Below are 22,957 nucleotides of genomic sequence, written 5' to 3'. Positions count from 1 at the left end.
AGCTAAAAAATGGACGATGCCGATAAGAAATTGGAAATCGGCCTTGAATCGATTTATGATCGAATTCGAAGACCGATTAAAAGATGTTATTTAAAACTGGCAGTTACACAAAATGTGTTACAGGGTCCTAACTTCTGTATTTATATATCGTGGTGCTTTTTCTCATGAACTTTATAGTGTGCGTCGCGGGTTCTTCTGTCTCCTTCTCTGAGGCCTTTTTTACGTTGTTTTTTCACCGCTTCAGCCATATCACTAGCCGCTTGGCTATCCGTTGTATCGTCGGCTTCAATGTGTAATTCTTCTATGGCTAAGTCTTCTTCAGCTCGTATATCTGCGATAGCCATACGTTTTTCTTTCAGTATTTCCGCTATCGCCATTTTTTTTGCTTTGGTTATTTCTGCAATTGCATCGCTTAAAATGTCATCTTTACGACTCAAGTTGTTGATATCAGCGTCAGACATAATTTTTTCCTTCATTATGCGTTCAGTGTTAGGGTAAAAAATGCAAGTTAATATCCATACATTAGTATAAGAAATATCAAAATGAAAATTGTAGGCAGCATTTTGCTAAGCCCAATTCGATGGGGTCGGGGTCACAGGCACAGTTGCCTTATGTTGAGTTCGCTAGCGTTTAATACCCTTTTAAAGTACTGCTATTACTCATTTAGCGCTATTTTTCAGAATATTCATAATTTATCTTCTATATTGAAATGGTGTCTAGCCACTTATGGCAATGACAGCAGTAAAGTTTTCAGCTAATAGAAAATAATTAATAGCAATAATACTTAAGCGTGTTAGGCAAGCGTGCGGCATAGGCGCTTGTTAAACCTCGCAATAACTCAGGGATAATAATATGAATACAGAAGAAATTATGAGCCAAATTACCAGTATGGCTGTACTTTATGGGCCAAAATTAATTGGTGCAATTTTAGTGTGGATCATTGGTGGCTGGGTGATCAAGGTTATCTCGCGTGTGGTGCAAACCGCATTAACCAAAGGCGGCACTGATCCTTCGTTAAAGCCTTTCTTATTGGGCATTGTCAGCGGCCTGTTAAAAGTGATGTTGGTGATCACCGTGCTTGGCATGCTGGGTATCGAAATGACCTCATTTATTGCCATTGTTGGTGCCGCCGGTTTAGCTGTGGGCATGGCTATGTCGGGAACCTTGCAAAACTTTGCGGGTGGGGTGATGATTTTAGTGTTTAAGCCGTTTAAAGTTGGCGATTTCATTGATGCACAAGGCTATTCGGGGACTGTCGCTCAAATTCAAATATTTAATACCATATTAAAAACTCCTGATAATAAAACCATTATCATTCCCAATGGCGGCTTATCAACCTCGTCAATGACCAATTACTCAACAGAGCCAAAGCGCCGTGTTGACTGGACCATAGGAATTGGTTACGGAGATGATGTAGATAAAGCCCGAGCGGTAATTAAACGCCTGTGTGATAACGACGAGCGCATTTTTAAAGACCCAGAAGTAGTTATTGCCGTTTCAGCGCTTGCTGATAGCTCAGTTAACTTTGCGGTTAGGGCTTGGGTCAATGCGGCCGATTACTGGGCGGTATACTTTGAAATGAACGAAAACGTCTATAAAACCTTCGCGAATGAAGGCTTGAATATTCCGTTTCCGCAAATGGATGTGCACATACACAAAGACGTGTAAGCGCTGGTATTAATCTATATCTATTGTGTGTTGCCCAGTGTTTATATACAGCTTCACAATTACACAGCTTCAACAGGCGTTAAGCATTTACGGCAATCATTAATGCTTAACGCAAACTGGTTTTTATGAGTAGCGGCTGGCAGCTGATGCGCGGCAGCACGCTTTCACATTAGGCGGTTAGTGCGTTGTCATCACACATGGCGCTAGCTTAGTACTCGCTGTCGGGCTCTTCATCAAGGATCACTACGCGAATAATAGTGATCATTTTTTTCGGTACTGTGCTGTAACCTAGCTGCTCACTATAACCTACTTCTACTTGCGCGATAGCTTCAAGCACATCGTAGCCTTCAATAACTTCACCAAACACCGCATAGCCCCACGAGCTACCCGGGTTTAAATTGCTATTGTCATTTAAATTAATAAAAAATTGGCTGGTGGCCGAGTGGGCTTCGGTTAATTGTTTTGCCATGGCAATAGTGCCTTCGCGGTTTTTTAGACCATTGCCAGACTCATTAAAAATAGGCAGATCAGGCTCAATTTCCGTGTAGTTATCCATAAAGCCGCCCGCTTGAATTAAATAACCTTCTTCAACACGGTGGACTAAGGTTTTATCGTATTGACCGCGGGTAACATAGCCGAGAAAGTTATCAACGGTAATTTTTGCGCGGTAGCGGTCAAGCTCGATAATAAAGTTGCCCATGGTGGTTTCTACGCGCACTTTGGGGGACATGTTATTTGGCTGAATATATTGGCCTTTGGTGTTGCTAGCAAGTAGTTGCCATGACATTAATAGGCCAAGCAAAAGTATTGAAATTCTGAGCACTTTAGATCCTTTTTATACACTTAAAAAAAATATATTTGATATTAACGCTATGGGCCGTTTAGCACCTGTGGTGTTGCTAAGCAGTTTACAATGCGTGCTGCTCCTTTGGTAGCTTTAGCAAAAAATTATTGGCATATAAAAACGCCGGAAAGTGCTCTTTAAACTGTTTTAACGGGCTAAAATCAAGCCCTGCACGAATGATTTGTTGTTGGTTGTCTTTGGCTGTGATCAGGTTTTCACCACAAAAATCGATAATAAATCAATGGGTCAGAGTAATTGATACCTAAATCATTAACTCTGACCCCGATGATATATACCGCGTAACCACCTGTTCGTTTAGCTAGCTACATGTCACCTGCTCTGTCTTGCCTAAAGAGCAAACAAGTCGCTGTAAAAGTAATCTCGAAAGCGCAGACTCTAATAAATAACTCACTCTATGGGGATTTCAGTTGTATTTTTAATGTGCGAAAGCGCCATCGTACTTTTCACTTCTGCCACACCTGGTATTTTGGACAATTTATCGAAAAATAGGCGTTCATAATCATATACATCTTTAACTAAGACTTTAGCGTAAAAGTCTTGCTCGCCCATGAGGCAGTAACATTCAACTACACGATTAATATTTTGAATTTCTTTGCTAAAGAGATCTAAATTTGCTCGACCATGAGCGTTCAGCTTTATGTGAGCGAATACGATTGTCCCTAAGCCTAGTTTTTCTGGAGCAAGCAAAGCGACACGTTTCTTAATATAGCCATCACTTTCCAATTTTTGCATGCGTCGCCAACACACGGTTTGCGATGATCCAATCTTAGCCGCGAGCTCGGCAGAGCTTTGACTAGCGTCTTGTTGTAACTCATTCAATATCAATCTATCAATCTTGCTCAGCATAAATTACTCGTTAATTTTAAATTAATTGCATAAATTATTCTTATTTTCGCACATATCATTACAAATCGGAAAGATAATCACCTTGTATGTTGCAATAATATTTCATCGCTATTTAGGTGGGGGTGTTGCAAGCCTTAGTCGGCAATAGCGCTAATACATAATCACTTCAATACCAGCAGCTTGATTATAAATAATAAAATAAAAGAGGTTTTTTAACATTATGCAATCTACATTCAAAGCATGGCCAACACTTACTGCGTTAGCGGCTTTTGTTACGTCAACGTGCTCTTATGGCGCTGTCGCCAACGAGTTAACCGCTGTGCCATTTAAAGTGGGCCCAAGCCTAATGACGCACTATTCAGGCGTCGATAAATCAGCGCCTTCAGTGACAAAGCAATTTCCAACTTATTATATTATTCAGTTAGAAGATGCCTCGCTAGCAACATATAGCGGTGGGGTGCGAGGCTTAGCACCAACCATTAAATCAGCAAGCAATAAAGAGAAATTAGATACCCAGTCGGTTGCGGCGGTTGCCTATCGCCAATATTTGCAAGCACGTCAAAATGAAATGGCGGCAACGCTACAATCGAAGTTTCCCTCATTACAAGTACAGCGCAATTTAAGCGTTACGCTCAATGGCTTAATTGTCAGTGTGCCGGGTAAAGTGGATCTAAAAGCGAAATTACAGAACATTCCCGGTGTAAAAAAAGTATTTGAACATGAAATGTATAAAGCGCACCTTGATGCCTCGCTTGATTTAATTAATGCTCCTGCCGTTTGGCAAGCGCTTGGTCAACGTGATCGTGCTGGCGAAGGTATTAAAATTGCTGTTATCGATAGTGGTATCCGTGCAGAGCACCCGATGTTTGCCAGCAATGAACACCAACGTCCAGCGGGCTTACCAACCGATGATTACTGTACAACAATCGACCCAACGTTTTGTAATGATAAACTCGTGTTAGCACGCTATTACACACCAACATTCCCCACCCACGAGGATGAAAGTATCAGCCCTCTTGATGTGCTAGGTCATGGTACACATGTAGCGGGTACAGCGGCGGGTAATGCGGTAAGCACAAGGTTTGCCGGCGTTGATGTCAATTTTTCTGGCGTTGCACCCGGGGCATCCATTATGGCGTATAAAGCCTTATTTTTAGATCCATTTGGTGGCGGCGGTGGCTCTAACGTTATGTTAGTGTCAGCATTAGAAGATGCGGTTGCCGATGGTGCTGACGTGATCAATAACTCTTGGGGCGGCGGCGCAGGTGGACATCCAAACGACAGCGTTTATCAGCCAATATTTACCGCGGCTGAAGCGGCCGGCGTGGTGATGGTAACTGCAGCAGGCAACGATGGCCCTAGCGCTGAAACGGTTGGTTGCCCAGCGTGTATTGAAGCCGGTATTACAGTAGCGAGTACCCAAACTGGTCGTAGCTTTGCGCATTTAGTGAATGCTGCCGGTGTTGAAGATATTAATGCCACGCCAGGGGATGGTGATTTTGAAATCACTAGCGATATTAGCGCGTTATTAACGCCTGCGATAAATGTAGATCCCGCTAATGCGCTTGGTTGTGAAGCTTTCCCAGTTGATTCGTTAAAAAATAATATTGTGTTAATCTCGCGTGGCATTTGTGGTTTTACTGACAAAGCAACCAATGCACAAGCCGCTGGAGCGGTTGGCATGATTGTTTATAATAATGCCCCTGGTGTGATTCGTATGTCGATGGAGGGTATTAGGTTACCGAGTGTTTCCATCTCACAAGAAAGCGGTGAAGCGATTTTAGCCGCATGGCAAGAAGGCAGTGGAGCCACCATCACGAAAAGCCAAATGTTAAATGACGCTGCCGCCGTTGATGCGATGTCTGACTTTAGCTCACGCGGTCCAAACGGTGATAGCAGTTTCTTAAAACCCGATCTTGCTGCGCCTGGCTCAGATATTTTATCGGCGTTTGCCCCAGGGGATGATGAAACGCAATATGATGTCAGCTCAGGTACCTCAATGGCAAGCCCACATGTGGCCGGTGCTGCGGCGTTATTGCGTCAATTACGTCCAGAATTAAATGCTTTTCAAATTAAATCTATTTTAATGACCTCAAGCAATCCAGCGGTAAAAATGCAAGATTTAACCACAGCGGCGACGCCTTTTGACCGTGGTGCCGGTCGTCTTGATGTTGCAGCGGCAAGCAAAACGGCGTTAAGCTTTGATAAGGCGTCATTTGTTGCTACCGGTTGTGTTGCTACCTGTAGCTTTGAACGTACCGTGACGAACTTAATGCCCACGGCAGGTGATTGGCAAGCACATGTTGAGTTTGTTAACGACCAAATCACAGGCAGTCTGTCAACGACTGAGCTGAGCATTGCTGAAGCAGGAACGGCAACCTTTACCTTAACGGTTAATAGCGCATTTGCTGATAACAGCTGGCAGTTTGGGCAAGTGGTATGGACAGACGCATCAGGACAATACCCCGCAGCACACTTGCCGATTGCGGTGCATCCACAACTCTCTGACGATAGCAGCTTAGTGTCTACTATGTTGGTCGCTGGAGAAGTAACTGCCGGTGAAAAAGTTAGTATGAGCGCACGCGCGGGCTATAGCGGCAATGACGATTTTTCTACTTTATCGGTGAAAATACCTGAAGGCACAGAGTTAGATGTCGACTCAATTGCTATTGAAATGTCGCCTGTTGGTCTTGTTGCCCAAAATGGTTTTAGTGTCTCGCCTAATAAGCGTGTTATGACCTGGACAGGGCCATTGACTAATGAGCCAGATGTTAAATCTATCGAGCCAGCGACAAGTTTCCTATACCCAGGCTTTCAACTTTCTGACTTAGGTATGGACAGTTTCCAAATACCTTGTGAGGCCGGTTGTGATGAAGTGTCAGTTGACTTCCCTATTGGTGAAATGGGCGGCTTTATTTGGAATGGCAAGCAGGTAGATGTCATTACTATTTCACCCAATGGCTTTATTACCGCGGGACAACAATTCGTCTTAGGTGGCTGGCAAACACAAAACTTACCTTCTGTTGATACACCTAATGCAGTGATAGCGCCGTTATGGTCTGACTTTGTTGTTGGTGGCGCTGCCGGTGGTCAAATGAATTACAATGTTGTTAATGACTTTTTCAATGATTGGTTTGTTATCGAATGGCAGGATATTGCTGAGTACCAAACGTCGACGGGTGATCGCTTTACCTTTGCTATTTGGATTAAATTAGGCACAGATGAAGTGTACTTTAACTATATTGATGTCCCTGAATTACCAAGCAATGCTGCTGTGGGTATCGAAGACCCGACCGGTACGATTGGCGCGTCTCGCTACTTCAGCGGCACAGGTACCGCACCTGTAGCGGGCGAGGCGTTACGAGCGCGTTTATCAGTAGGTGAAAAAGGCGCGGTGGTGATTAATTACAAGCTAGCCGCGGCGTTTGGTGTTGCTAATGATGTGGTTGCTGCAACGGTAGAGCAAACCCCTGTTGTTATTGATTTATCAAACAAATTTAACACTGGCGCAGAAAATTTATTATCGAGCGTGAGTTTAAGCTCGGGCGATAAAACCTATAATGCGATTCAGCCATTTGATATCAAGCCAAATGAAAATGTTGCCATCACGGTCGTTACTGCGCCAGAGCATGGGGTATTAACACCGGCAATGACCACAGCAAGTGATGAAACAGATGCTGAAGCGATTCCGTTTAGCTATGTTTATACCGCAGATGAAGGCTATGTCGGTGCTGATAGCTTTACTTATCATATTGGCGATGCCGACGGTAATAAAACCAACACAGCGACAGTAACCCTTAATGTTGCACGTGATAATACCGCGCCTGTTGCCCAAGCTGCTGCTACGCCAACAGCGGCGAAAGCCGGCACTAAAGTGACGCTAAGTGCTGCCGGCAGTTCTGATGTCGATGGTGATAGTTTAACCTATAGCTGGAGCCAAACGGCAGGACCAAGTGTCGCATTAACAGGGGCTACATCTGCCTCAGCTAGCTTTGTTGCGCCCAAGTTAGGTGATGATACCCGTTTAACCTTTAGTGTCAGCGTATCTGATGGTTACGAAACGAGTACCGCAAACACAACTGTGACGGTGAGCAAAAAATCATCTAGCGGTAGCTTTGGTGGTTTACTGATATTGCTGGCATTACCACTGGCATTTCGTCGTCGTAGCGCAGTTAAATAAGCGAAGTTAGCGTTATTGACAGTAAATTAATCAAGGGGCTTGCTAGCCCCTTTATTTTCAAGTAACGAAAGAGGAAAACTCGATGACAACAATGCGTGCACAGGTAATGGCGGTGATCAGTGTTGCCGCGCTGTTGTGCTTAATTGCTTGTGAACCGACAACAGAAGTCAGTGAACAGCACCAAACATCGGCTCAGCAATTAGCGGAAATTGAGCGCGGCATTCAAGACTTAATTGGTAGCCCCATTGCTCAACATGTTTCAAGCTGTAAAATTATCACCTTAAACGCTGCGAATTGTCAGCCGCCTAAGTATTTACTGTATTCAAACGAGCAGAGTAATGAACCGGTGCTACTAACCTTAGTTGCAAAATATAATCAAATAGTTTCAGCACAAGAAGGCAAAAATGCCGCTAGTTGTTCAGTGGTCGCTGCAAAACCGGCAGTTATTTTGGCAAAAGACTTATGTTTACCGGTTGAGCTTGTCACACAATAAGCTCAACTGGTTGTAAATTACCCAGTTAGCCCAGACTAGGCGAACATAGTGAGCAGATGTAATTGCTCTGCGTAAATAGTTAAGTGTGATGGCTAACTTGCTCGCAGTGGGCAAGCGAAAAATCATCGGCATCTAAAAACGCCGGAAATTTCTCTTTAAACTGTTTTAACTTGCTAAAATCAAGCTCTGCACGAATGATTTGTTGTTGGTTGTCTTGGGCGGTGATCAGGTTTTCACCACAAAAATCGATAATACTGGTGCCGCCTGAGTGGGCGATATTGAGGCCATCTGTACCAACGCGATTTACGCCAACCACATAACTTTGATTCTCCATTGCCCGTGCTTTTAATAAGGTATCCCAAATATGGCGGCGCGCTGCCGGCCAATTCGCGACATTAACCATCAGATCATAATCTTGTCGGTTTCTCGACCAAACCGGAAAACGTAAGTCATAACACACCAAAGGTAATATTTTTATACCGTTAATGGTGAATATTTTTCGTGCTGTGCCAGCCTCTACATGGTCTTGCTCATTACCTAAACGAAACAAGTGACGTTTATCGTAATAGTCAACTTGACCATTCGCATGTGCCCAATAAAAGCGGTTTACTTTTTTATGGTTGTGGCTAACCAGCACGCTGCCAGCAACAACGCAGTTATATTGCTTGGCAATATTTTTTAGCCAAGCTAAGGCTTGACCGCCGTTGGCTGGGGCTTGTACGTCGTCACGATTAATACAAAAACCCGTGGTAAAGGTTTCTGGCAAGAGTAATAAGTCAACAGCGCTATGGTTAGCAAAATGCTCAGAAATTAGTTGTGTTAATTGCTCAAAATTGGCTTGGGGGTCTAGCCAACGAATATCATATTGTATTGCGGCGACAGTTAAGGTTGAGTTTATAGTTTGCATAATATTTCTGCGGCTTTTAGTAATGTGTCATTATTTTTGGCAAAACACAGTCGGATAACTTTATTGTTTTTATGGTAACTGGCTCTGTCTGCTATGGGATAAAAAGGACTTAGTGGGATCGCGGCAACACCATGGTGTTGGCACAACCAATGACAAAACTCGATATCATCTAATGTTGATAGCTGGCTATAGTCGAGCAATAAAAAGTAAGTCCCCTTAGATGGTAAAAGTTTAAAGCGTGATTTTTGCAAGGCCTCGACTAACACATCTCGCTTTTCTTGATAGAAACTTGCTAAGGCCGTGATATGCGCCGGTTGCTGTTTTAGCATGGCTGCTATGGCAATTTGCGCTGGGGTAAAAGAGCTAAAGGTGACATATTGATGAATTTTTCGAAATTCCGCCATCAAGGTCGTTGGTGCCACGCAATAGCCTATTTTCCAACCTGTACAGTGAAAGGTTTTACCGAAGCTAGCAACCACAAAAGAGCGTTTAAACAACTCAGGGTAGCGTAAAACGCTTTCATGACGTGAGCCATCAAAGGTCATGTGCTCATAAACCTCGTCGCTGATCACATAGAGTTGATGCTTGTTAACCAAAGCCTGCAGAGTATTAAGATCGGCAGCGCTTAATATTGACCCTGTTGGGTTATGCGGGCTGTTGATAATAATGGCGCGGGTGTTGGCGTTGATGTTTTGCTCAACCGTTGCCCAGTTGATGGTATATTCTGGCGCTGCTAGTGTGATGTGGCGACAGCTACCGCCGGCCAGTTCAATCGCAGGCTGATAAGCATCGTACGCGGGATCAAAAATAATGACTTCATCATTGGGTCGCACTAAGCTTTGTATTGCCACCCACAACGCCTCTGTTGCGCCTGAGGTAATAGTGACATTGCTGTGGGCTGTTATTTTATCAGTATCAGAAAAAGACAGTTGATATTGTTTATGCACCATATTGGCAATTTCTGTTAACAATTCAGGTAAACCGTTTGCGGGTGCGTACTGGTTTTTACCTTGGTTTATGGCTTGATTAATTTGCGCTTTTAAAAATTCTGGGGTATCAAATTCTGGAAAGCCTTGTGACAAATTAATGGCCTGATACTGTGCTGCTAAGCCTGACATTTCAGTGAAAATACTGGTTTCTACCTTAGGTAGCTTGCTGGTAAAAGACGGTGACAAAAATGGCTCCTGCGTATGCTATGTTGTTATTAATTATGTAGTTATTAATAATGGCGCATGAAATAGTAATTAGCTGCGCAAGCTAATGGTAAGGCTAACGCTAGGGGAGTTCAATTGTTATTGCTAGTTACTTGCTCAGCTTAACTCGGCGGGCAAGCGAAAGTGGCGCGAGCAGCAGGCATAAATGACGCGCTTTATGCTAGGTTAAAGAAAAATAGCGTGTGTTTTTATCGCCTAATGCTACTATCGCTTTTACTTTGCGCTTTAATCTATACTTTCATTTATGTCAAAACTTGCGATTGCCTGCTTATTTTGTGTTGTTTATGTTTTTAGTAAAGTCAGCATGGCAGAAACCATAACTTTAGTGGCCGATCCATGGTGCCCATACAATTGCGCTAAGCAGAGCCAATACCAAGGCTATTTACTCGAAATAGCGGAGCAAGCGTTCGCTAAACATAATATCAAGCTTGACTATGTTGTTTTGCCGTGGTCAAGGGCGATCAATGACGTGCTATTGGGGAAAAAGACCGGCTTACTTGGGGTAACAAAAAACGAAGTACCTGAGCTTATTTTTCCAAACCAAGCGCTAGGGGTTGCAACGCATGTTTTTATCACTCTAAAAGAAGCCACATGGCAATATACAGGGCTTAAATCTTTGGCTGAGATCAGTTTTGGCGTGATTAAAGGTTACTCGTACGGTGATTTAGCTCAGCGTTACATCACTAAGGCTAACATTGCCAACGGTAAAGTGCAGCCGGTTAGCAGCATTAATGGATTAAAGCAGAATATTGAAAAGCTATCGAGAGGACGAATTCAAGCATTAATTGCCGATCGTAATGTTTTCGATTTTTTTCTACTGGAAAATAACATCGCCAATAACTTTCGCATTGCCGGTATATTGACAAAAGAAGAAATATATATCGCTTTTTCACCGCAACTCGCTAATGCCAAACGTTATGCAAAGCTATTAAGCCAAGAACTTGACAACATGAGAGCCAACGGTCAGCTGCAGCGCATTTTGCAAAAATATAACCTACAAGATTGGCATAAATTCGACGCACCAACGCCATAAGCCTGCTTTATTTAAAAACCATAGTATTTAAAACCGCAGTCTCAGCTTATATTCATCCACCAGAAAATATACACGGGCAAAGCCCAATTATGTGCATCTGCACAAGTTTGTTTTAATTTCCAGTAAGTATTCAGCTTAATTGCGTAAAAACTTTAAATCTAGCCATTATTGACTACAGTAAAATGATAACGGTAATTAAAAGGTAAACAAATGATTCCCATAAATAAAGCGGCTTGGTGTGAGCGTTATCTCGCTAATTTTGTTGATAATAGTCTCCTTAAATCTGATAGCCCAGTGCGTTACTGGTCTTTAGCCCGTTTAGCAGAAGACTTTAAGTTTAACTTAGCAGAGCAACCTTTTATTATTAAACTGTTTTTAGAAAACGTGATGCGTCATTACGCCAGTATTGATGATTTAGCGCATGAGACGGTTGTTAACACCATTAAGCAGCTTATTGCAAATAACGCCAGTGCAAATTTTGAGTTCTCCTATTTGCCGTCGCGTGTACTGATGCAAGACTATACCGGTGTTCCGGCGATTGTAGATCTGGCCGCAATGCGTGACGCGGTTGCCGCACAAGGTGGCGACGCTAAAAGCATAAATCCGCTTTGCCCAGTTGACTTGGTGATTGATCACTCAGTGATTGTCGATCAAGCAGGTAGCCCAGCAGCACTGGCGTATAATAGCCAACGCGAAATGGAAAGAAACCAAGAGCGGTATCAGTTTTTAAAATGGGCACAGCATTCTTTTGACAACTTACAAGTAGTTCCGCCAGGCCGGGGCATTTGTCATCAAGTAAACCTAGAGTATTTAGCTCAAGTGGTGCGTGATGAAGATGGCGTATTGTCACCAGATACTTTAATAGGTACCGACAGCCACACCACAATGATCAATGGCTTAGGCGTGCTTGGTTGGGGCGTTGGCGGCATTGAAGCCGAGGCCGTAATGTTAGGGCAGCCGCTCAGTATCGGCGCGCCGCAAGTGGTGGGGGTTAACTTACAAGGCAAGCTGCCGGTGGGTATTACCGCCACTGACTTAGTGCTTACGGTGACTGAAACGTTGAGAAAACACGGCGTGGTAGGCAAATACGTCGAATTTTATGGCGCGGGCATGTTGTCACTGAGTATTGCCGACCGGGCGACGGTAGCAAATATGTCACCTGAATATGGCGCAACCTGTGGCGTCTTCCCAATAGACAGCAAAGTTACTGATTACCTGAAGTTAACCAATCGTTCGCCAGCGCTAATCGCGCGTGTTGAAGCGTATGCCAAAGCGCAACAGTTGTGGTATGACAACCCGAACAACAATGCCAATTATAGTGACAATATATACATAGATTTAAGTGCAATAACGCCCAGCGTTGCAGGGCCAAAGCGACCACAAGATCGCATTGCGTTAAATGAAATCAAACAAGCAACACAAGCTGCTATGGCACTTAGTGGTCAAGCTGAAGATAACCAAGCAAAGGCAGACTCAGCCGATACCTTAGCCTCAGGTGATATTGTTTTAGCGGCTATTACCTCGTGTACCAATACCTCAAACCCGCATGTTATGTTGCAAGCTGGCTTATTAGCAAAAGCGGCAGTTGAGCGGGGTTTAAGTGTTCCTGCTCATGTTAAAGCTTCGCTAGCGCCGGGCTCGCAAGTGGTTGCGCGCTACCTAGATAGCACAGAATTACAACCCTATTTAGATAAGTTAGGCTTTAACCGTATTGGTTTTGGCTGTACCACTTGTATTGGTAATTCAGGACCGCTAAATGGCGATTACGAGCAACAAGTGCAAGACCATAATTTAAGTGTTTGCTCGGTTTTATCCGGCAACCGTAATTTTGAAGGGCGAATTCACCCTTCGGTTAGATTGAACTGGCTAACCTCGCCGCCGCTGGTGGTGGCTTTTGCTTTAGTGGGGCATACCCGCATTAATTTTGATGAAGAGCCCATTGGCACCGACAACCAAGGTCAGGCGGTTTATCTAGCGGATATTTGGCCCAGTGAGGACATGGTTAACCGTGCCTTGTCAGCAATTACCCAAGAAAGCTACGCACAGTCGTATCAAGACATGCTTGTGGGTGATGATGCGTGGGAGCGCTTACCAACTAGTAACAGTATTTGTTACGACTGGGATAGCGACTCCACTTATATTGTTAGGCCACCATTTTTAGATGCTTTAGCTGAAAATACCGCAACAGCAGCAGGGCAAGCAAATGCGAAAGAACAGGGCGAAAGCTTAATCGAGTCAGCGCGTATTCTAGCGCTATTAGGCGACTCGATCACCACAGATCATATTTCACCTGCCGGACAAATTAATGCGAAAACACCAGCTGGGCAATACTTGATCAAACGGGGCGTTGAGCCCAAGCATTTTAATAGTTACGGCACGCGGCGCGGCCACCATGAGGTTATGGTGCGCGGTACCTTTGCCAACAATCGTTTGCAAAATCAAATAGTCACGCCAAGTGAAGGCGGGCTTACCCGTATTTTTGATAGTGCCGAGTTCGACACGAGCACCGAAGTTTCAATATTTGAAGCCAGTCAATATTATCAACAAAATCATATTCCTTTGGTGATTTTTGCCGGTAAAGAATATGGTACGGGCTCAAGCCGAGATTGGGCCGCTAAAGGTTGTCAATTGTTAGGGGTGAAGGCGGTTATTGCCCAGTCGTTTGAGCGTATTCATCGCAGCAACTTAGTGGGCATGGGGATAATGCCGTTACTATTGCCAAGCACTATGTCGGTGGCTGATTTAAAGCTAACAGGCCAAGAAAAAATTACTTTAGCCTTTGCAAATGAGGAACATAGCCAATTGGCACCCGGCCAGCCGCTACGCTTATTGATAACTAATAGGGCAAACGATCACCAAGCGACAGCAGAAATTGTTGTTACCTTAAATATTATTAATGATTTAGAGCTTAAATATTTTCATGCTGGTGGTGTACTACCTTATGTGGCGCGTGAATTTATTTAGCTTTTACGCTAACGGCGTATAAAAAAATATAGTGTGGTGGCGATACTTACCACAATGACAAAAGCTCTGATATATTGCTGGGGTAATTTGCGCGACCAATGTGCGGCCAAATAGCCACCCACTAAGCTACCAAGTAGTACTATGCCACCTTGATACCAAGCAATCAGTTGGTGATAGATAAACACAGCAATGGCTACTAATGAAACTGTGGTTGAGATCAGTAGCTTTAAGCCATTCATGGCATTGATATTTTTATGACCCGCCAAGGCTAAATAACTTAGTGCAATAATACCTAAGCCGGCATTAAAAAAACCGCCATAGCCGGCAACGGCGAAAAGTATCAACAGTAAAAGTAATTTACCTATGCTGGATGCGTGTTGGTGACGCTTACTTATGGCTTTTAGGGTGGTATTTATTGGCTCGCCAAAAATAAATAAGCTTGTGGCTAAGAGCAATAACCAAGGGATAGCTGCTTGAAATACTTGCTCAGGGGTTTGTAGTAATAACCAAGCGCCAAGTATTGCGCCTAAGGTACTGATAACAATAATGGGTAACAGCTGGTGTTGATGCTTTGCCAATTCTACTCGCAAGGCATAGCTACCACTGATATAGCCTGCGCAGGAGGCAAAGGTATTGGTGGCATTGGCCATGATCGGGGGAATGCCAACAAAAATTAGCGCCGGAAAAGTAATAAAGCTGCCGCCGCCAGCAATAGCGTTAAGCACCCCAGCTAACAAGCCGGCAAAAAGCAGCAACAGCAAATCAAACCACATTGTCAGTACTCATTCACTGGAAGTAACCGTTTGCTGTGCCTTGTTGCTAATGGCGGAGCTTACCGCGGTAAATACCGTGCGATTGGGGTAACCATCGGCAATCAATTGATGCTGTAGCTGAAAGGCGCGTATTGCATGGCGACTTTTTGGCCCCCAAATGCCGTCTGCATTACCGGCATTAAACCCTAAGCTATTTAGCTGCTGTTGTAGCGTTTTCATCTCTGCCACACTATAAGGTGACTGTGTTTTAGCGCTTGGTTTAACAGTTAGTCCTGGAGCACCAACTAACTTGTCGGCTAATAAGCCAACAGAAAGCGCGTAACTTTTTGATAAGTTCCAAGTCATGATGACATTGAAATTTGGGTAGAGTAAAAACGCTGGGCCACGGTGACCTGCAGGTAAGTACAGCTCAGCTTGAATATCATAACTCGGTAACGGCTGTTGGTTATTTTGCCGCACGCCTAATTGTCGAAAATAGTCGAGTGGGTAGTATTGATCAAATGCCACCTTGTCATAGGCAAAGTCAGCAGGGAGCTTCACTTCTCTGCCCCAACGCTCATGGGATTGCCAGCCAATTTGCTGCAAGTAATGGGCTGCTGTGGTTAAGGCGTCTCGCTCACTTTGCCATACATCGACTTTACCGTCGTGATCGGCGTCAATTGCATATTTTAATAACGCGGTGGGCATAAACTGCATATGACCCATAGCACCCGCCCAAGAGCCTTGTAGTTGCTCAACACTGACTTGCTCGGTGTCAATTAAGGTAAATAAATTAAGTAACTCTAAAGTAAAAAACTCGCTGCGACGCTGATCACAAGCCAGTGTCGCTAAGGCGTTCAGTACCGACATTTTGCCTTTATGCTTGCCATAAACGGTTTCTAAGCCCCAAAACGCCACCAAATATTGTCGAGGAATACCATATGTTTGCTCTAGTTGAGTAAATAGCGCTTGATGTTGTTGTAACTTTTGCTGCCCAACGCGCACATGATAATCAGTCACTCTGGTTTTAATGTATTGTGCAAAGCTTTGGCTAAACTCAGGTTGCTTTTTATCTAAGGCAATCACGCGTTTAATAGGGGTGATACCAGCAATGACTGTATTGGTAATGTAATGAGAAAAACCCGCATTTTCAGCTCGCTCTGCTAACTTAGCTTTACATTGCAAAAAGTTATCATCTGCAATACTGGCCTGAGAAAGCAAAGGTAAAAAAGCACAAATTGTGATACAAGCCATGAGAGGTTGCCGAAACAGGCGAAATAGTGGCTTTGAGCTAAATGCAATAGATGAGCTGTGCATGCTTTAAAAAACTCCTTAGCAAAAATGCGAATTACTCAAAATATAGGTATAACTGAACTATGTTATAACGACGCTACCCAGCGTATGGCTATGCATAGGCGCGGTTAGTTTGCTTACTGGGCAGCGCGATTATTACCTCACTACCATTACATATAATACTGACATAGGCTAATACTTTGCTCCATGAATTGCACCATGAACTTTTTTGTAAGTTTGCTGAAATAGCGATAGATAACCGTCATTAGGGCGGTGCAGCATTACGCTCTCAATGTTAGCGTCACCATGACAATCGCGTGATCTGTGCTTTCGCCATCGCGTGCAAAAATTGGGTTAATTAAATGGCGATCATAAGTATGGTAGTTACTGACTTGGTATAAACTGGCTTGATTGCTGGCATCAAACTCAGATGACAATAAAATGTAGTCAAGTACTGCGCTGGTTGCGCCATAATAGTGACTTGGACTGCGACCGTTTATTTTTTCTTGGCTAATTTCATTTTCGTCATTGCTGTTATTCGTTTCATTGCTGAGTATGGCTTGAAATAAATCCCAGGCATCATTGAGACAATATTTTTCCAGGTAAGTGTCACGATCAATGCTGGAGACAAAAGGCAAAGCGTTGGTCAGCAGGTGATTGAGTACGCCATCGGCTAAGTTATTGTTAAAATCTCCCAAAAGGATCATGGGATTATTGCTCGTTTCCCGCCGAGTTATCATTTCTACCATCAACAACGCGGCTTCACTGCCACGTTGTATGCTGGCGCCCCAACCACCCGCTACTTGTGCTTTTAGGCTTTCGATGATGTTTTTCTCAGGGGAGTGATTGCGATTTTCATCATGCTCGAGTATTGAACGCTTAGATTTAAAATGCACCACATAACAATCGCAGTTGCCAAGGTGTGGCACATCAATTGTGGCCCTTAATACTTTGCGACTAAACGAGAAAGTGCTACTTAAACCTATGGCTTGAGCCAATGCAAGATCTGGCTTAACCGCGACCACTTCAACAATGGGCAAGCGTGAGGCAATGGCAACCACAGGGCTGCGATAAATAAATTCCTCAATAACTTCCGCCTCGTCAACCACAGCAAAATAGCGGTAGCCTTGACTTGCCACTAAGTTTTTTAAAGACTCGACACTAAACACTTCTTGAAAACCAATAATGTCAGGCTGGTAGGCTTGTAAATAGTCAATAAGCCAGTTTTGTTTTTTCTGCCATTGCTCGGCGCTATAAATGCGCTGAAACTCGTAATAGGCATTTGGTGGCTCAAGGTAATTAAATAAATTGAAGGTCGCGACTGTGAATTGGTTATCAGTTACTAAGTCAGGCAAGGCAGCAGCAGGGCGCGGCGGTTCATTGGTATTTTTCGGCTTGATGATATGACCTCTTTTAACCTAGTTAACGCGATTATAGCCTAATCGCTTGCTAAATTAACAACTAATCCTAAGGCCATGAAAGCCATAAACCTATCGTGAATTATGCTTTTCTTAGCCACTTGATGTTGGCGATTTAAGTTAAGCGCGCACTTTTGACAAACTTTGCGGTGATCATCATCTCGCCTACACCTGCTACTTTACAGTCAAGTTGGTGATCTTTTCCGGTACTGATGCGCTTTATAATAGCTTTAGTGCCCACCTTGATGACTTGTGAGCTGGCTTTAATTTTTAGGTCTTTAATCATAGTTACCTTATCACCAACATTCAGTATTGTACCGTTCGCATCTTTTACTTGAGTTTCTGCCACTTCATCTTGTGCATTAGATGGCTGCCACTCATGTGCACATTCAGGGCAGATCAGTAAATTAAGATCTTGGTAAATATAATTGCTATGACATTTCGGGCATGGTGGCAAAGGCATGTGTCGCTACTTTATTTAATCTAGGGCGCGTTATTGTAATGGCAATGGTACAAATATTCGAGCTAATGAGCAGTAAAAATTATTAGCTAATATAACTAATATTAAAGCCAACCCAAAGATAACCGCCATATTTGCCTAACTTGACTGTTGTTGCTGATGTGTTTCAGCTAGAATTTAGCGCAGAATATTACCTAGTTAAATTAACCCAAAGAAGATAAATGACTGAAATCACCATAGTAACCCATAACGGCAGTTTTCATGCAGACGATGTTTTTAGTGTTGCGGCCCTGAAAACCATTTTTCCACGCATTAACCTGATCCGCAGTCGCGATGCTGATGTTATTGCTCAGGCTGATATTGTCATTGATGTTGGCGGGGAATATGACGCACAGGCGGGCCGGTTTGATCATCATCAACGGGGCGGCGCGGGCGCACGCGATAATGGTGTGCCATTTTCATCTTTTGGTTTGCTTTGGCAAAAATATGGCGTGGCCATTTGTCAAGGTAAGCAAGCGGTTGCTGATGCAGTAGACCGAGAGTTAGTTTCAGCTATAGATGCCATAGATTGTGGCTATGTTGAAGGTGTGCCGCAAGGCATCAGTTTGAGTCAAACCATTGCAATGTTTAACCCAACGTGGCAAGAAGCTGGCGATTTTGATCGCAGCTTTGATGAAGCCGTTGCATTTGCTGGCCGTATTTTAGCGCGTTTTATTGCCGCGGCTGACGGCGCAATTAGCGCCAAAGATAAAGTGGCAAGTGCGATTGCCAATGCCCAAGACTCGCGTGTGATCGTATTAGAAAAATATATCCCGTGGAAAAAAACCGTACACGCATTATCAACGCAAGCATTATATATGATTTACCCTTCACCGACTGGGCAGTGGCGCATACAAGCCGTACCTATTGCCCCTGGCTCCTTTGAAGATAAAAAACCGCTACCCAAAGCGTGGGCGGGCTTATCGGGCAATGAGCTTAAAGCTGTCACTGGCATTGATGATGCTATGTTCTGCCATAATGGTTTATTTATTGCCGGTGCAGAGTCATTTGATAGCACCATGAAAATGGCTGAAATTGCACTGCAAGCTTAATAAGTCGCCTTATTAGCAATGATAGCAACCATAAAAAAACGCCCTTAAATAGGAGTTTAAGGGCGTTTTTATTCGTCTTTAGCTAATGAGTATTGAACATGCAATAGCCGCTAGTTGCTGTTATAAACCAAAGGTGCGAGAGACAGAGAACACTATACGTGCATCAGGGGTATCAAAATTCATACTGGTGTCTTGAATTGCGAGGTTAAAATCAAGGCCTTGATAATGGGTGATATATTAAACACGAATATAGTTGTAGGCATCATTGTCATGCCATGCCCACTTATTTTCATCGCGCGAGCTTGAACGATCAACGCTGGCTTTAAGTAATGACCGAGGGTAAGCTCAATAGTATGAGCAAGCATAGCAATATAGTGTTCAACATTTAAACCGAAAAAGTCCCAGCGATACCAAAAGTATAGTTCTGTACCTCCCACCGATGAATGGTAAGCAAAATTCGCGTAAGCCTCTGGGTAATTGTAGCTAGATGATACCGAGTCACCATGATAGCTTTAGTAGGCTATGCCGGTATCTAGGCCGATGTTGTCATTGATTTGAAAATACTTACCTAGGTAAGCATCCCACTCTAAATTTGAGTCTTTTCTACGACTTTCGTTGACATTCATAAACTAGTTTAGCATCTTTAACTTTTCATAGGGTGTTTTTCCAGCATGAGCGGCGTGAGGTCGTAAGAAGTTATAGTCGCCCTCCCATTGAGCTAATTTAAGTCTTAAATCTACATCATCTTTATAATCTAGTAGCTGATAAAGTTCGCGTTTATCTGTTAAGTGAGAACGTCCTATTTTACCATTTAAATTTGGACTAGCTGGCTTAATATAAACATGTATTAAGCCTAACTCTGATGTGTGCCAATGAAACATCGTTTGAAATTCATGGCCATTATCGGTCCTGATCATTTTTATTCTGAAAGGAAACTTTTTAACAACGTAGTTCAAGAAATTGATCGAGCTTTTATGGGTATGCTTATCGTATATTTTTAATGCCCTTACACGAGTGCAGTCATCTATAGCTGTATATTGAAGTTTCTTAATAATTCTTCCATCATCAGCTTTAAACCTCAGAAACTTAACATCAATTTGAACATGATGACCAGGCACTTTCTTTTCATAACGCTTGAATTTAGAACGAGAGCGCTTAGGGATATTATCAGGTAAACGGTTAAGCCTATTTCGCACTAAAACGTTATAACAGCCATTTCTAGAAACTTTAATATCATGGTATCGCTGTAGATGCCAAGTAATCATATCAGGCCCAAAATGGTAGGTCTGGCGAAGGTAAATTATTTTTTCTTCAATAGGCTTGGATATTCATAATTTATGATTTTCTGGACAAGGCTTGCTATTAATAAGCCCTTGTTCACCATATCTATCATAAACTCTTTTCCATTTGTAAAAGGTTTCTCTGCAAATACCAAAGTAACGATATGTCTTGGCAATGTTTTTAATTTTCTGTGCGTGATTAAGGACTTTGAATTTACGTGTAATCTCTTGTTGATGCTTACTATTCATAAGTTTGGCTCCAGATCTTTGTATAACAGTATGAACTGTCAATCGAAGTAGAGATTTTTATAGGTTAGCGTAAAGTAGGGAGTTTTTTTGTCATGACCAAGTGCTAAGTGCTTTGCACGTATGGAATGGAGTTTGACCATCGAGCGGTAAAGTGCAGAGTTATTTTCTAAGATTTAAAGATTTTTAAAGGGGAATTGCAGCTTTATGGACAAGTAAAACCAAGAAAAATGTAAAGTTAATCATTGTCTAGATGCAGAGCACGCTATGGTTTTATTAGCCAGTTTAATTACCTGCCTTTCTACTCGCGCAAAGTTGTCTTGTAAAGTTTGTGAATATGACACGGTGCATAAAATATGGGATAGTGATATTTTTATTGCTTAATTGTTGGATAAATGATGTAGCATACCTTGTTTCATAATGCCCAAGCATGCCAATATGAGTACCATATTGATGGTCATATTGCCTATATACGTTATCAAGAAGTTAATGGTCATTTACACCTTACTCACACTTTAGTGCCAGAGCAACTTGCCGGGCAAGGTATTGCAAAAGCACTATTAGAGGCGGTGCTTGCACAGCTTGCAAAGGAGCATAAAAAAGCGGTCGCCAAATGCTCGTACATTGCTCATTATCAAGCAAAAAACCCGGCAAAGCAGGCGCTATTTGCTAAGCCTGAATAACCCTTGTGCTATGGTGCGTTTAGCCACAGGTTAAAGGCGCTAATAATGGACATACTCGCTACTAATGACTTACAAGGCAAAGTACAGTTGCTTGGCATTCCAACCGATAAATATGGCTATGGCGTAGCTTAATAAGGTGCCTAACATCATATACTCGGTTAGCTTCATGTCTTTTTGCTGAGTCAGATCGCCAAACCTAAAAATAGTTTTTGTTGCTACCAAAAAGCCAATACCGGCAAACTGACCCATAAAAATAAAAGAAATAGCTAAGCAGCGCTCGATATAGCCTATCCAAGCACCAGCAGATAACAAACCAATCGCTTTGTCATTCTGGTTGTGCTGGCATTGCTTGTCTGTTGGTTTCGTTAATTTATCGGTGTGCTTTTTTAGCGCTAAAGAAATCACAATCGATGCCGGCTGACACGCCAACAGGTACGCTAATACTATGATAATGTTTTTAGTGTTAAAAATGTGCTGAATAAATAACAGGGCCTGGGAAAGTGAGATATTTGATAACTGCGCCCAAACTAAGCTAATAACCACAAGTTGCAATACTTGTGTCAGAAGAAAGTTGCGTAAGGTTTTACGACGCTTATAGCGCCAGAATAGATTTAAGGCATGTGAGCTCATGATAATCGCGAGGGCGGTCAGGGCGGTTAGCAATGACAACTCTGCCGCAAAGAGCACCAAAAACAGCAACAGGCTATACACAAAAAAGTGTAACCAAAGCTGATAACGTTTAAGCGCATGATTATCACGCTCAGTTACGCTGCTAATGGGTTGTAGATAAAAGTCACTAATAAAGTGCGTCGTTAGCATTAGTAGCAATAGTATCATGTCTATGTCTCCGTAAGCTGCAACACTTTTTGATTAATAAACTTCATATAATCTCTGACTAAAAACGCACCAATATTGGCCAGTCGATTACTGATATTTTGTCGCGTAGTGGCGGTGATTTGTGCAAGTTTTTTATGCTCGGCAAAGTCGCTGGCGATATATTGATATAAGAGTTGGGCTTGGCTTTTGGTTAATCGATTGAGTAAATGGTTTAAAAACTGACTCAACAGTCGTGTTTGTTGCTCGGCTATTGTTGTTGGAAAATGTACGGCAAGCTCGCCACGTTGCGCACTTGTTAACCCTCGACCAGAGCGAATAAAAACCGGCCCTGATGAGGTGTTTGGTTTTTCATCTAAATGGTTGTAGTCGCCATAAGCTAATGACAGTGTGCACTGTATTGGCTTGCTTGAATTGCTTGATAAATGCAAAGCAAGTTTGATCAGTAAGGTGCTTTTTAAGGCAAAAATTGGCTCAGGGTATTGAATTTGAAATTCATCGCCTCGATACACGGCGCCACTGGCGCGGTATGCTTGTGCTGCCTCGGCAAGTAAGTCTTGTAATGCCTTGATAGTGCTAGCATAAGTTTGTTTGCTCATCTTGGTTGAGTTAACCAGATCGCCCGTTAATACCGCAATCATCATTATTCCTTCACTTGCCTTGGTTGAGCAATTGTATTTAATTGCCTTGCTGTATGCAACTATATTTGGTTGCTTGCGGTATTGCGCAT

Annotated in this window: 18 protein-coding genes and 1 pseudogene; 7 read left to right on the top strand and 12 right to left on the bottom strand. The window is 43.0% G+C overall.

Translation table 11 applies throughout. The features are described from left to right. Nucleotides 1-140: 140 nt before the first annotated feature. On the bottom strand, nucleotides 141-461 hold the full coding sequence (locus B6K83_RS12870) for a hypothetical protein (RefSeq protein WP_085285331.1): 321 nt from the start codon (nucleotides 459-461) through the stop codon (nucleotides 141-143). A 391-nt stretch (nucleotides 462-852) separates the two neighbouring features. Between B6K83_RS12870 and B6K83_RS12865 the strand changes: the two genes are divergently transcribed. Next, entirely contained in the window at nucleotides 853-1,668 is an 816-nt protein-coding gene (locus B6K83_RS12865) for a mechanosensitive ion channel family protein (protein WP_085285330.1), read from the top strand. 208 nt (nucleotides 1,669-1,876) lie between these two features. On the opposite strand, the gene B6K83_RS12860 is transcribed toward B6K83_RS12865, so the two are convergent. Further along, nucleotides 1,877-2,491, bottom strand: a complete 615-nt coding sequence (locus tag B6K83_RS12860) for a peptidylprolyl isomerase (protein WP_233143992.1) — start codon at nucleotides 2,489-2,491, stop codon at nucleotides 1,877-1,879. Nucleotides 2,492-2,920: 429 nt separating this feature from the next. Beyond that, nucleotides 2,921-3,379, bottom strand: a complete 459-nt coding sequence (locus B6K83_RS12855; RefSeq protein ID WP_085285329.1) for an Lrp/AsnC family transcriptional regulator — start codon at nucleotides 3,377-3,379, stop codon at nucleotides 2,921-2,923. A 220-nt stretch (nucleotides 3,380-3,599) separates the two neighbouring features. Between B6K83_RS12855 and B6K83_RS12850 the strand changes: the two genes are divergently transcribed. Continuing rightward, the gene (locus B6K83_RS12850; RefSeq protein WP_085285328.1) at nucleotides 3,600-7,559 is read left to right on the top strand and encodes a S8 family serine peptidase; all 3,960 of its coding nucleotides are present in this window, start codon (nucleotides 3,600-3,602) and stop codon (nucleotides 7,557-7,559) included. 82 nt (nucleotides 7,560-7,641) lie between these two features. Next, a complete protein-coding gene (locus B6K83_RS12845) occupies nucleotides 7,642-8,052 on the top strand; it encodes a hypothetical protein (protein WP_085285327.1) in 411 nt (136 codons plus the stop codon). 79 nt (nucleotides 8,053-8,131) lie between these two features. Here the strand turns inward: B6K83_RS12845 and B6K83_RS12840 are convergent, their stop codons facing one another. Together B6K83_RS12840 and B6K83_RS12835 are read right to left on the bottom strand one after the other, a co-directional pair. Further along, nucleotides 8,132-8,959 (bottom strand): amidohydrolase, encoded by an 828-nt coding sequence (locus tag B6K83_RS12840; RefSeq protein WP_085285326.1) that lies wholly within the window; start codon nucleotides 8,957-8,959, stop codon nucleotides 8,132-8,134. Then, the gene (locus B6K83_RS12835; protein ID WP_233143994.1) at nucleotides 8,947-10,077 is read right to left on the bottom strand and encodes a methionine aminotransferase; all 1,131 of its coding nucleotides are present in this window, start codon (nucleotides 10,075-10,077) and stop codon (nucleotides 8,947-8,949) included. Before B6K83_RS12835 ends, B6K83_RS12840 begins: the two co-directional genes overlap by 13 nt. A 400-nt stretch (nucleotides 10,078-10,477) precedes the next feature. On the opposite strand from B6K83_RS12835, the gene B6K83_RS12830 reads away from it, so the two are divergent. Further along, on the top strand, nucleotides 10,478-11,206 hold the full coding sequence (locus B6K83_RS12830) for a substrate-binding periplasmic protein (protein WP_158088355.1): 729 nt from the start codon (nucleotides 10,478-10,480) through the stop codon (nucleotides 11,204-11,206). Between the two features lie 210 nt (nucleotides 11,207-11,416). Next, complete coding sequence (gene acnA, locus B6K83_RS12825; RefSeq protein WP_085285323.1) at nucleotides 11,417-14,170, top strand: aconitate hydratase AcnA; 2,754 nt, start codon at nucleotides 11,417-11,419, stop codon at nucleotides 14,168-14,170. An 8-nt stretch (nucleotides 14,171-14,178) separates the two neighbouring features. On the opposite strand, the gene B6K83_RS12820 is transcribed toward acnA, so the two are convergent. The 4 genes from B6K83_RS12820 to B6K83_RS12805 form a co-directional block, all read right to left on the bottom strand. Beyond that, a complete protein-coding gene (locus tag B6K83_RS12820; protein WP_085285322.1) occupies nucleotides 14,179-14,943 on the bottom strand; it encodes a sulfite exporter TauE/SafE family protein in 765 nt (254 codons plus the stop codon). 9 nt (nucleotides 14,944-14,952) lie between these two features. Then, nucleotides 14,953-16,239: a lytic murein transglycosylase gene (locus tag B6K83_RS12815; RefSeq protein WP_085285321.1), complete on the bottom strand. Its 1,287-nt coding sequence runs from the start codon at nucleotides 16,237-16,239 to the stop codon at nucleotides 14,953-14,955. Nucleotides 16,240-16,496: 257 nt separating this feature from the next. Beyond that, nucleotides 16,497-17,570 carry an endonuclease/exonuclease/phosphatase family protein gene (locus B6K83_RS12810; protein ID WP_085285320.1) on the bottom strand — a complete coding sequence of 358 codons (1,074 nt, stop codon included), beginning with the start codon at nucleotides 17,568-17,570 and terminating at the stop codon, nucleotides 16,497-16,499. Between the two features lie 178 nt (nucleotides 17,571-17,748). After that, nucleotides 17,749-18,096, bottom strand: a complete 348-nt coding sequence (locus B6K83_RS12805) for a zinc ribbon domain-containing protein YjdM (RefSeq protein WP_085285319.1) — start codon at nucleotides 18,094-18,096, stop codon at nucleotides 17,749-17,751. A 218-nt stretch (nucleotides 18,097-18,314) separates the two neighbouring features. Between B6K83_RS12805 and B6K83_RS12800 the strand changes: the two genes are divergently transcribed. Then, the gene (locus tag B6K83_RS12800) at nucleotides 18,315-19,184 is read left to right on the top strand and encodes an MYG1 family protein (RefSeq protein WP_085285318.1); all 870 of its coding nucleotides are present in this window, start codon (nucleotides 18,315-18,317) and stop codon (nucleotides 19,182-19,184) included. A gap of 629 nt (nucleotides 19,185-19,813) precedes the next feature. Here the strand turns inward: B6K83_RS12800 and B6K83_RS12790 are convergent. Continuing rightward, nucleotides 19,814-20,713 (bottom strand): annotated as a pseudogene (locus B6K83_RS12790) (integrase core domain-containing protein). 407 nt (nucleotides 20,714-21,120) lie between these two features. Here B6K83_RS12790 and B6K83_RS12785 point away from each other — a divergent pair. After that, nucleotides 21,121-21,393 carry a GNAT family N-acetyltransferase gene (locus B6K83_RS12785; RefSeq protein WP_085285316.1) on the top strand — a complete coding sequence of 91 codons (273 nt, stop codon included), beginning with the start codon at nucleotides 21,121-21,123 and terminating at the stop codon, nucleotides 21,391-21,393. A gap of 69 nt (nucleotides 21,394-21,462) precedes the next feature. Here B6K83_RS12785 and B6K83_RS12780 read toward each other — a convergent pair whose 3' ends face one another. Then, nucleotides 21,463-22,230, bottom strand: coding sequence for a DUF3307 domain-containing protein (locus B6K83_RS12780; protein ID WP_085285315.1), 768 nt, complete (start codon nucleotides 22,228-22,230; stop codon nucleotides 21,463-21,465). Nucleotides 22,231-22,232: 2 nt separating this feature from the next. Further along, nucleotides 22,233-22,871: a hypothetical protein gene (locus B6K83_RS12775; protein ID WP_139175580.1), complete on the bottom strand. Its 639-nt coding sequence runs from the start codon at nucleotides 22,869-22,871 to the stop codon at nucleotides 22,233-22,235. Nucleotides 22,872-22,957 lie beyond the last annotated feature (86 nt).

Origin of the sequence: Colwellia chukchiensis (genome assembly GCF_002104455.1) — a bacterium.
In the GTDB taxonomy this organism is placed as follows: Bacteria; Pseudomonadota; Gammaproteobacteria; order Enterobacterales; family Alteromonadaceae; genus Cognaticolwellia; species Cognaticolwellia chukchiensis.
Note: the sequence above shows the minus strand (reverse complement) of the source record. Positions and strands in the feature narration are given on the sequence as shown.

What these genes read in the sequence shown, in the direction of transcription:
- B6K83_RS12870 (WP_085285331.1), bottom strand. Translation starts at nt 461, where the DNA reads ATGTCTGACGCTGATATCAACAACTTGAGTCGTAAAGATGACATTTTA.
- B6K83_RS12865 (WP_085285330.1), top strand. Translation starts at nt 853, where the DNA reads ATGAATACAGAAGAAATTATGAGCCAAATTACCAGTATGGCTGTACTT.
- B6K83_RS12855 (WP_085285329.1), bottom strand. Translation starts at nt 3,379, where the DNA reads ATGCTGAGCAAGATTGATAGATTGATATTGAATGAGTTACAACAAGAC.
- B6K83_RS12850 (WP_085285328.1), top strand. Translation starts at nt 3,600, where the DNA reads ATGCAATCTACATTCAAAGCATGGCCAACACTTACTGCGTTAGCGGCT.
- B6K83_RS12845 (WP_085285327.1), top strand. Translation starts at nt 7,642, where the DNA reads ATGACAACAATGCGTGCACAGGTAATGGCGGTGATCAGTGTTGCCGCG.
- B6K83_RS12840 (WP_085285326.1), bottom strand. Translation starts at nt 8,959, where the DNA reads ATGCAAACTATAAACTCAACCTTAACTGTCGCCGCAATACAATATGAT.
- B6K83_RS12835 (WP_233143994.1), bottom strand. Translation starts at nt 10,077, where the DNA reads ATGTCAGGCTTAGCAGCACAGTATCAGGCCATTAATTTGTCACAAGGC.
- B6K83_RS12830 (WP_158088355.1), top strand. Translation starts at nt 10,478, where the DNA reads ATGGCAGAAACCATAACTTTAGTGGCCGATCCATGGTGCCCATACAAT.
- acnA (WP_085285323.1), top strand. Translation starts at nt 11,417, where the DNA reads ATGATTCCCATAAATAAAGCGGCTTGGTGTGAGCGTTATCTCGCTAAT.
- B6K83_RS12820 (WP_085285322.1), bottom strand. Translation starts at nt 14,943, where the DNA reads ATGTGGTTTGATTTGCTGTTGCTGCTTTTTGCCGGCTTGTTAGCTGGG.
- B6K83_RS12815 (WP_085285321.1), bottom strand. Translation starts at nt 16,239, where the DNA reads ATGCACAGCTCATCTATTGCATTTAGCTCAAAGCCACTATTTCGCCTG.
- B6K83_RS12805 (WP_085285319.1), bottom strand. Translation starts at nt 18,096, where the DNA reads ATGCCTTTGCCACCATGCCCGAAATGTCATAGCAATTATATTTACCAA.
- B6K83_RS12800 (WP_085285318.1), top strand. Translation starts at nt 18,315, where the DNA reads ATGACTGAAATCACCATAGTAACCCATAACGGCAGTTTTCATGCAGAC.
- B6K83_RS12780 (WP_085285315.1), bottom strand. Translation starts at nt 22,230, where the DNA reads ATGATACTATTGCTACTAATGCTAACGACGCACTTTATTAGTGACTTT.
- B6K83_RS12775 (WP_139175580.1), bottom strand. Translation starts at nt 22,871, where the DNA reads ATGATGATTGCGGTATTAACGGGCGATCTGGTTAACTCAACCAAGATG.